Raw genomic sequence first — 7,153 nt, 5'->3', positions numbered from 1 at the left:
TGGAGCAAGATATTGGTGGTAAACAAAGCGCCACTATGCCGAGTGTACCGCAAATTCAAGCCCTCTCTGAGAATGCTCGACTCTCACTTGCCGCCGATGGTATTGCCACCATGATGAGCAGTACCATTGAGCTGTCTTATACCTATCAAGATGGCAGCCCAATTATGGGCGCACCTTATACCATTCGATTTGCAAACGGCACAGCGCTGACTGGCAACTTAGACGACAGCGGTAAAGCAAAAATCGAGAATGCACCGCCCGGTCAATACACCGTGAAATATGGTGAGGATAAACGCGATTACCTGCCAGAAGATAATCGCCCTAAAAACCCACTGTATGGACAAATCACCCCAGCGCAAGCGGCTGAAATGGTACGCAGCGGCAATACTGCACCACTGATAGAAGCCAATGGCATTGCAACCCAAGCAGGCGATTGGTTATGGGGCACACTGCAAGGCGACTTTAATCAAAACCCCTCCACGTCACAAATCGTGGTAGGTACCTTGATTTCCATGATACCGATTATCGACCAAGTCATGGATTTACGAGATATCACCGCCAATGTCATGTTACTGACTGACGATGATGAAGCCAACGACACCGACGCTTGGCTTGCCTTTACCCTCACCGGTATTGGTTTAGTGCCAGTTGTGGGCTCAGCAGTCAAAGGTGTGGGCAAGGTTATCTTAAAAAATACTGGAGAATCCCTCTCCGCTGCGCTTGCCGTACTGCGCAAGCTCGGCAAAGGCGACCCAGTTAAATACCTAAGAAACATCAACTGGCAAGACCTAGGAAAACAATCCGCCACGGAAGTAAAAAACATCGTCAAAGGCCTACGCGATTCACTCGATGACATGTCTACCAGTTGGCACTACGACCTACTGCTTCCAGACGCCGCCATCGAAGGCATGCAAGCCACAGTAAAACGCCTAGACGAGGTCACCCCCAAAATCGACCAGCATATGCAACAAGCCGCCCAAGAAATCGGACTGCGAGTTAATAAAGCACTGGATGAGTATCAGGGGGAGTTACCACAGGTTGGCGTTACCAATGTGCCGAAGAAATCTAAAGCGCCGGAGCTTTCAGCTCCAGAAGGAAACGATCTCAAAGGTGCCCCAGTTAACAAAGTTAATCCGCCATCACGCAAAACGCCTAGTGACTTTACGCAGCATAAATCACTAAACCATAGAAAAGCGGCTGCGGGTGAGTACAATGCCCATCAATTAATGACGGAAAAAGGCTTTGTACCATTAGGTAAAACTGATGGTAATTATAAGCCCGGCGAAACCGGTATAGATGGGATCTATTTACACCCAAATCCACCACCTGATTTTGTGATCACCGAAGCCAAATATAATAAGGCGCGTTTAGGTAAAACTAAAAATGGTAAACAAATGAGTAATGAGTGGGTAACAGAAAAAAGATTAGAACAAGCAGGAATTGACGAAAAAACAAGACGTAAAATTCTCAAGAGCCTTCAAAAAAATAAAGACTCTGTACAAAAATTATTGATTCGAAATAAAGAAGATGGAACTTTAGTAATTAAAGCATTAGACAAAAATGCCAATATTATAGACAAGCCAGTGACCCTGTGATAGGAGCGAAAGATGTTAAGAGATACTTTAAAAAATAAAGAATATTATGATGATAGGGTTTCCTTTAGACTTGAATGTATTGAAGAAGATGTTGAAGAAATCAAATTTGATGATGATCCTGTCGATGTAAAGATGAAAGGTTCATTTAGGCTAGTTAGTGACTCATTGTATCTTCTTCATCAGAAATACTCTCGCGGCGATGCTCTCTCAGAATTTAAGCCACTTTTATTAAATATGTTGACCTACCGCCAATGGCAAAAGGACTATGCTGACGCTTTGCCAGATAAAGAGCAAGTAGAGCGAATTGGCTGGGAAGAACTAAGAGAAGATTACCTCGAAGATCATCTTAAATGGTTGAGTTTCGCTTTCTGTTTAAATATGGATAAAGAATACTACCTAAAAGTGCTGAGTCTTATTGGTAATCAAGGTCAAGACGCGCTATTTGATAAAATTGCTATAACCCTAGGTGACACTAATCGTGAAATAGCAGCGGATACTCTGTTCAAAAAACGTTTCGGTAAGCTTTACAAAGTAGTTGAAGGAAGTCCAGAGCAACGTCCAGCACTTGCAAAAGCCTATCTAGAGGCTTGGTATGTATTGGAGGGTAGCCCAGATTATCATTTAATGGATACAGATGCATACATTGGCTATTGGTGCTGGGAAATTGCACTTGTTGTTAAGTTATTCAATATTGATGATAGCAGCTTTATTGACCACCCATACTACCCCAAAGACCTCGTACATTGGCAAGATAATCAGTAGGAGATAAAGGTGCGCGATACACGGAGAAGTAACGATTATTTCGAAGCATTCTTAGTCGACATTGAAGTTGGCATTAAAGAAACACAAGAAGCCCTCGACGCAGGTAATTTTACCACACCGAGCGAGCGAGTTAATGTTGCCCAGCGTATATATCAGCTCGCGATTATGCGAGCGATAGCGCACTACTCATATGGTGCTCACCTTGGGGATGTTAAGCGCTATACCGAAGCGATTTTGCCGTATCGCAAACAACTGACACACTACTGTGATAAGTTACCTGTAAATCATCAAATATACCGTCATGCTTTTGAAAAGCTAGGCGGGCAAATTGATGCTGTCGGCTCCCCTAATATCAATCGTTATATCTACACTTTGTGGTGGCTGGCTCTTTTACAAGCCTGTGATGTCGCTCCAGCTCATATTCAAGAAGTACTCGATGTTATTGGCGAACGCGGCAAAGACACCTTACTTGATAATGTAGCCATTGCACTTGGTGATAACGATAGACCTATTTCGCCCACACTCTACTACCCTGAAATCTATCAAAACCTTTCACTCGCTTTTACAGTACCCAATGAACAAAAGCCAGATTTACTCACCCAATTTGCACAAAGTTGGTACAACAAGTTAGAGGGTTTGGCGGACTGGCATGATAATCACAATTGTGAATGCGAATTCGAGTACACGGATTATTATATTGGTTATTGGTGCTTTGAATTAGCTTTAGTCGCTAATGTTCTAGAAATACCAAGAGAATCTTTAGAAGATAGCGGTTATGTCCCGGTTGATTTACTCAGATAACCCCCTACATACAAATATTAATGGGGCCCTTTCAAAAATGAGTAGTGAGGCTCAAAACACATTATTTATACTTAGTTCGAGTAACTTAAATATACACCTACATAGGTGCAAATAATGAATAAGTTTTTTGACAATTTTTATAACTTTGGTGGGTTTGGTCCAGCGATAGAAGCGATTCAACCAACAGATGACGTCAACACCACACCAGAAAAGCACAACTTCTCGGTGGATAAACCGCCTCCCACAACGCTAAATTATATATCAGCTTGTGGTTTGAGAAGTCGGTGTGATGTGGGGCGACGTTTTCTTGATTCGCTCAATAGCGTTGTTTCAAAGGAATAAACGAGGATCGCATAAATACCACTTTAAGATATTTTTGGCTCTAACTACAGAAATGCGGTACGCGGAATAACTAGACTAGATTGCAAGAAAACCCCACTGGATACGAGGTTACAGATTTTTCAAACGGATACACCAAAGCTATATATCTAATAGAAGATGGTAGCATTAAATTGCACGCATTATACCCTGAACTAAAGGAGTAAATATAAGATGAATAAACTCGAAGATCCTTTAAGAACCATTTTAAAAACTTATTGTCATGTTGAAAGCTATGACCCCAATATTTTGAGAAGAGATGTCGGTATTGGAGAAAACTACCCTTATGACTTGATTAAAGTCAGAGCTCAACTTCGGGAGGCTATAGACTTAAATCTTATTTCACTAACAGAGTATGAAGAATTAACAGACGAAGATTTTGACTCGATAGAGGACCTTCATGAATGGCTAGAGGAGCTCTATTCAGAGTTATTATGAAAAGTTAGCGAGTGAAATTCTTATTAACAGGCTTTGCCGAACACGGTTTTGAATAGACCTGTAGAGCTAATGTCTAGCTTTATAACCCTTCTCATTGCTGATAACACTAGACATAACTGAAGCGGTAAAGCTAGAGCGCTAACCAAATGATGTGGGGATCCGCGCTAATAGATCGGTTTCTCCCATATCAATACCAATCTGGCTGAGTAATGTCGTTATTTGCCCTCTATGGTGCGTCTGATGATTAAATAAATGATGCACTAAAAAACCAAACTTGCGAGAAAAGGTTTTACCTTGTGTGTTTTTGTAGTGTAAATCAGCTGCAAGCGCCTCCTCAGTGACTTCATACGCAAATTCAATAATCACCTTATCCATTTCAGTCCTTGCCTGTCTCAACGCTGCAAAATCTTCATACAGCATCGCATCAAGTTTTGTCGGCAACGGCATCGTTGCTACAACGTTCAGTGCTTCAACATGATAGCTATGCTCTGTATAGCGCTTAAGCCAAATAATATCAGCAACAAGAATATGGTTTAACGATCCCATGATGGAACCAAAAAAAGCCCCTCGATCTTGGTGTAATTCCGTGGCACTCAATCCCGAAACAGCTTCATATAATCTTTCGTTCATCCAGCGATTGTAATCCGCCATTAATTCAAAGTTTGCTTTCATCTAAATATTCCCTGTTCCCGTAAAAATTGACTAACCTCAACTTAGCGGCATTGGCTAGGTTAAAAAATACAAATATTTGAGGTCGAAAACAATCAATTTTATTGAACACTTTAATCTTAACTATCAATTATACAAATCAAAATGCGCGCGGCATAATGGCTACATCAACTTAAGAAGGAAAGCAAAATGTTAAAGAATATTGAAGGTCAACGCGTACCACAGGTTACATTCCCAATTAGAGAAAATGAAGAGTGGAAGCACGTCACCACAGATGAAATTTTTAAAGGTAAAACTGTAGTTGTATTTTCTTTACCTGGTGCCTTTACACCAACTTGTTCGTCTACGCACTTACCACGCTATAACGAGCTTGCTAGCGTATTTAAACAAAATGGTGTCGACGAAATCGTGTGTTTATCCGTTAATGATACGTTTGTAATGAACGCATGGGCACAGTATCAAGAAGCGCAGAATATTACACTACTACCTGACGGTAACGGCGAATTCACTGACGGCATGGGCATGTTAGTTGATAAAAACGATTTAGGTTTTGGCAAACGCAGCTGGCGTTATTCAATGCTGGTAAAAGATGGTGTGATTGACAAAATGTTTATCGAACCAGAAAAGCCTGGCGACCCGTTTGAAGTATCAGACGCAGATACTATGCTGGAGTACATAAACCCGCGCCAAATCAAACCAGAGCCGGTTACCGTTATTAGCAAGATTGGCTGTCCATTCTGTGAAAAAGCCAAAGCTTTGCTAAAAGAAAAAGGACTGGCATATGAAGAGCTGGTACTTGGTCAACAGGCATCGCTAACCAGTCTTAAAGCGCTATCAGGTCGCGAGACCGTGCCGCAAGTATTTATCGGCGGTAAACACATCGGTGGCTCAGACGATTTAGCTGAATATTTCGCTTAATCATTACCCCCCTACAAGATGGCTTGGTGAATTTGCTCACCAAGTCAAAATGTTCCCCCTCAACACAACAAAACACAATGACTAGTGACGCTGTCATGGGGGTTTACACTTTCTGATTTCGGAGCAAAAGATGAAAAAGATAAACACCGACGTAGTCGTGATTGGTGCGGGAACAGCGGGTCTCAGCGCCTATAGAAATGCCAAAAAATATACCTCAGAAGTACTGATGATTGAGTCTGGCGTATACGGTACAACGTGCGCACGGGTTGGTTGCATGCCAAGCAAGTTACTGATTGCCGCAGCTGAAGCTGCACATCAAATTGAAGTCGCACCTAAATTTGGTATTAATGTAAAACCCGCTGAAATTGACGGTAAAGCGGTTATGGCGAGAGTAAAGCATGAGCGAGATCGCTTCGTTGGCTTTGTCGTCGAAGCTGTCGACGAACTACCTGAGCAAGATAAACTACGCGGCAGTGCAAAATTTATCAACAGCCATACCGTACAGTTGGACGACCACACCCAGATCACAGCCAAACGTTTTGTTATCGCTACAGGTTCAAGACCTAGCTACCCCGGTGCGTTCAATAATTTTGGCGACCGCTTAGTTATTAACGATAACGTTTTTGACTGGGACGATTTACCCGACTCAGTGGCCGTATTTGGCCCCGGCGTGATTGGCTTAGAACTAGGTCAAGCGCTACACCGACTTGGCGTAAAGGTCAAAGTATTTGGTGTCGGCGGTGGCCTTGGCCCACTAACCGACCCAATCGTCAAAGACTATGCCACCACGGTGTTCAGTGATGAGCTTTACCTCGACACAGATGCCAAAGTATCAGATATGAAACAGGTCGGTGACAAAGCCGAGCTTACCTACATTGACAAACAAGGGAAACCACAAACCGAGCAGTTTGACTATGTATTGGCAGCCACAGGCCGTGTGCCCAATGTTGATAACCTTGGGCTAGAAAATACCACGCTTGAGCTTGATGAGCGAGGCGTACCGCTAGCCGACCCACATACCATGCAATGTCTTGATGGCTCTGGTAACGCCCCGATTTTTATTGCGGGTGATGCCAGTAACCAGATCCCGCTTCTACATGAAGCCGCAGATCAGGGCACGATTGCAGGTGAAAACGCCGGTCGTTTCCCTGATGTGAGAGTGGGACTGCGCCGCGCAAAACTTGCGGCGGTATTTAGCGACCCACAAATAGCGATGGTTGGAGCAAGTTATAAAGAACTGGAAAAGCAATATGGCAATTGCGGCTGCTTTGCCATCGGAGAGGTGAGCTTTGAAAACCAAGGCCGCAGCCGCGTGATGTTAAAAAACAAAGGCCATATGCGAGTCTACGCTGAACAAGGCACCGGATTATTCTTAGGTGCCGAATTTGTCGGCCCTGCTGCTGAGCATATGGCGCATTTACTTGCTTGGGCACTACAAAACAAGATGACCGTGCCGCAAATGCTCGAAATGCCTTTCTACCACCCAGTGATAGAAGAAGGCCTAAGAACGGCACTGCGAAATCTAAATGCAAACTTGAAGTTTGGCCCAGATATTATCAAGCACTGCTTGGAATGTGGTCCTGGCGCTTAAC

At 43.2% G+C, this 7,153-nt stretch carries 7 protein-coding genes and 1 pseudogene; 7 read left to right on the top strand and 1 reads right to left on the bottom strand.

Annotated elements, in window-relative coordinates:
• The 5 genes and pseudogenes from A587_RS25440 to A587_RS0106810 form a co-directional block, all read left to right on the top strand.
• Positions 1 to 1,595 (top strand): annotated as a pseudogene (locus tag A587_RS25440) (contractile injection system protein, VgrG/Pvc8 family); the annotation flags it as partial.
• Between the two features lie 12 nt (positions 1,596 to 1,607).
• Positions 1,608 to 2,357, top strand: coding sequence for a PoNe immunity protein domain-containing protein (locus tag A587_RS0106825; protein WP_017216969.1), 750 nt, complete (start codon positions 1,608 to 1,610; stop codon positions 2,355 to 2,357).
• Between the two features lie 9 nt (positions 2,358 to 2,366).
• Positions 2,367 to 3,158 carry a PoNe immunity protein domain-containing protein gene (locus tag A587_RS0106820; protein ID WP_017216968.1) on the top strand — a complete coding sequence of 264 codons (792 nt, stop codon included), beginning with the start codon at positions 2,367 to 2,369 and terminating at the stop codon, positions 3,156 to 3,158.
• A gap of 114 nt (positions 3,159 to 3,272) precedes the next feature.
• A complete protein-coding gene (locus A587_RS0106815) occupies positions 3,273 to 3,500 on the top strand; it encodes a hypothetical protein (RefSeq protein ID WP_017216967.1) in 228 nt (75 codons plus the stop codon).
• A 210-nt stretch (positions 3,501 to 3,710) separates the two neighbouring features.
• Complete coding sequence (locus tag A587_RS0106810) at positions 3,711 to 3,974, top strand: hypothetical protein (protein ID WP_017216966.1); 264 nt, start codon at positions 3,711 to 3,713, stop codon at positions 3,972 to 3,974.
• 138 nt (positions 3,975 to 4,112) lie between these two features.
• Here A587_RS0106810 and A587_RS0106805 read toward each other — a convergent pair whose 3' ends face one another.
• Positions 4,113 to 4,646, bottom strand: coding sequence for a DinB family protein (locus tag A587_RS0106805; protein ID WP_017216965.1), 534 nt, complete (start codon positions 4,644 to 4,646; stop codon positions 4,113 to 4,115).
• 186 nt (positions 4,647 to 4,832) lie between these two features.
• Here A587_RS0106805 and A587_RS0106800 point away from each other — a divergent pair, with 186 nt between their 5' ends.
• Positions 4,833 to 5,561: a glutathione peroxidase gene (locus A587_RS0106800; RefSeq protein ID WP_010605622.1), complete on the top strand. Its 729-nt coding sequence runs from the start codon at positions 4,833 to 4,835 to the stop codon at positions 5,559 to 5,561.
• A 130-nt stretch (positions 5,562 to 5,691) separates the two neighbouring features.
• Complete coding sequence (locus tag A587_RS0106795) at positions 5,692 to 7,152, top strand: dihydrolipoyl dehydrogenase (protein ID WP_017216964.1); 1,461 nt, start codon at positions 5,692 to 5,694, stop codon at positions 7,150 to 7,152.
• Position 7,153: the final 1 nt, after the last annotated feature.

Source organism: Pseudoalteromonas sp. NJ631 (assembly GCF_000276645.1).
Taxonomy (GTDB): Bacteria; Pseudomonadota; Gammaproteobacteria; order Enterobacterales; family Alteromonadaceae; genus Pseudoalteromonas; species Pseudoalteromonas piscicida.
This window is presented reverse-complemented; position numbering and strand designations above follow the sequence as displayed.

What these genes read in the sequence shown, in the direction of transcription:
- A587_RS0106815 (WP_017216967.1), top strand. Translation starts at nt 3,273, where the DNA reads ATGAATAAGTTTTTTGACAATTTTTATAACTTTGGTGGGTTTGGTCCA.
- A587_RS0106805 (WP_017216965.1), bottom strand. Translation starts at nt 4,646, where the DNA reads ATGAAAGCAAACTTTGAATTAATGGCGGATTACAATCGCTGGATGAAC.
- A587_RS0106800 (WP_010605622.1), top strand. Translation starts at nt 4,833, where the DNA reads ATGTTAAAGAATATTGAAGGTCAACGCGTACCACAGGTTACATTCCCA.
- A587_RS0106795 (WP_017216964.1), top strand. Translation starts at nt 5,692, where the DNA reads ATGAAAAAGATAAACACCGACGTAGTCGTGATTGGTGCGGGAACAGCG.
- A587_RS0106825 (WP_017216969.1), top strand. Translation starts at nt 1,608, where the DNA reads ATGTTAAGAGATACTTTAAAAAATAAAGAATATTATGATGATAGGGTT.
- A587_RS0106810 (WP_017216966.1), top strand. Translation starts at nt 3,711, where the DNA reads ATGAATAAACTCGAAGATCCTTTAAGAACCATTTTAAAAACTTATTGT.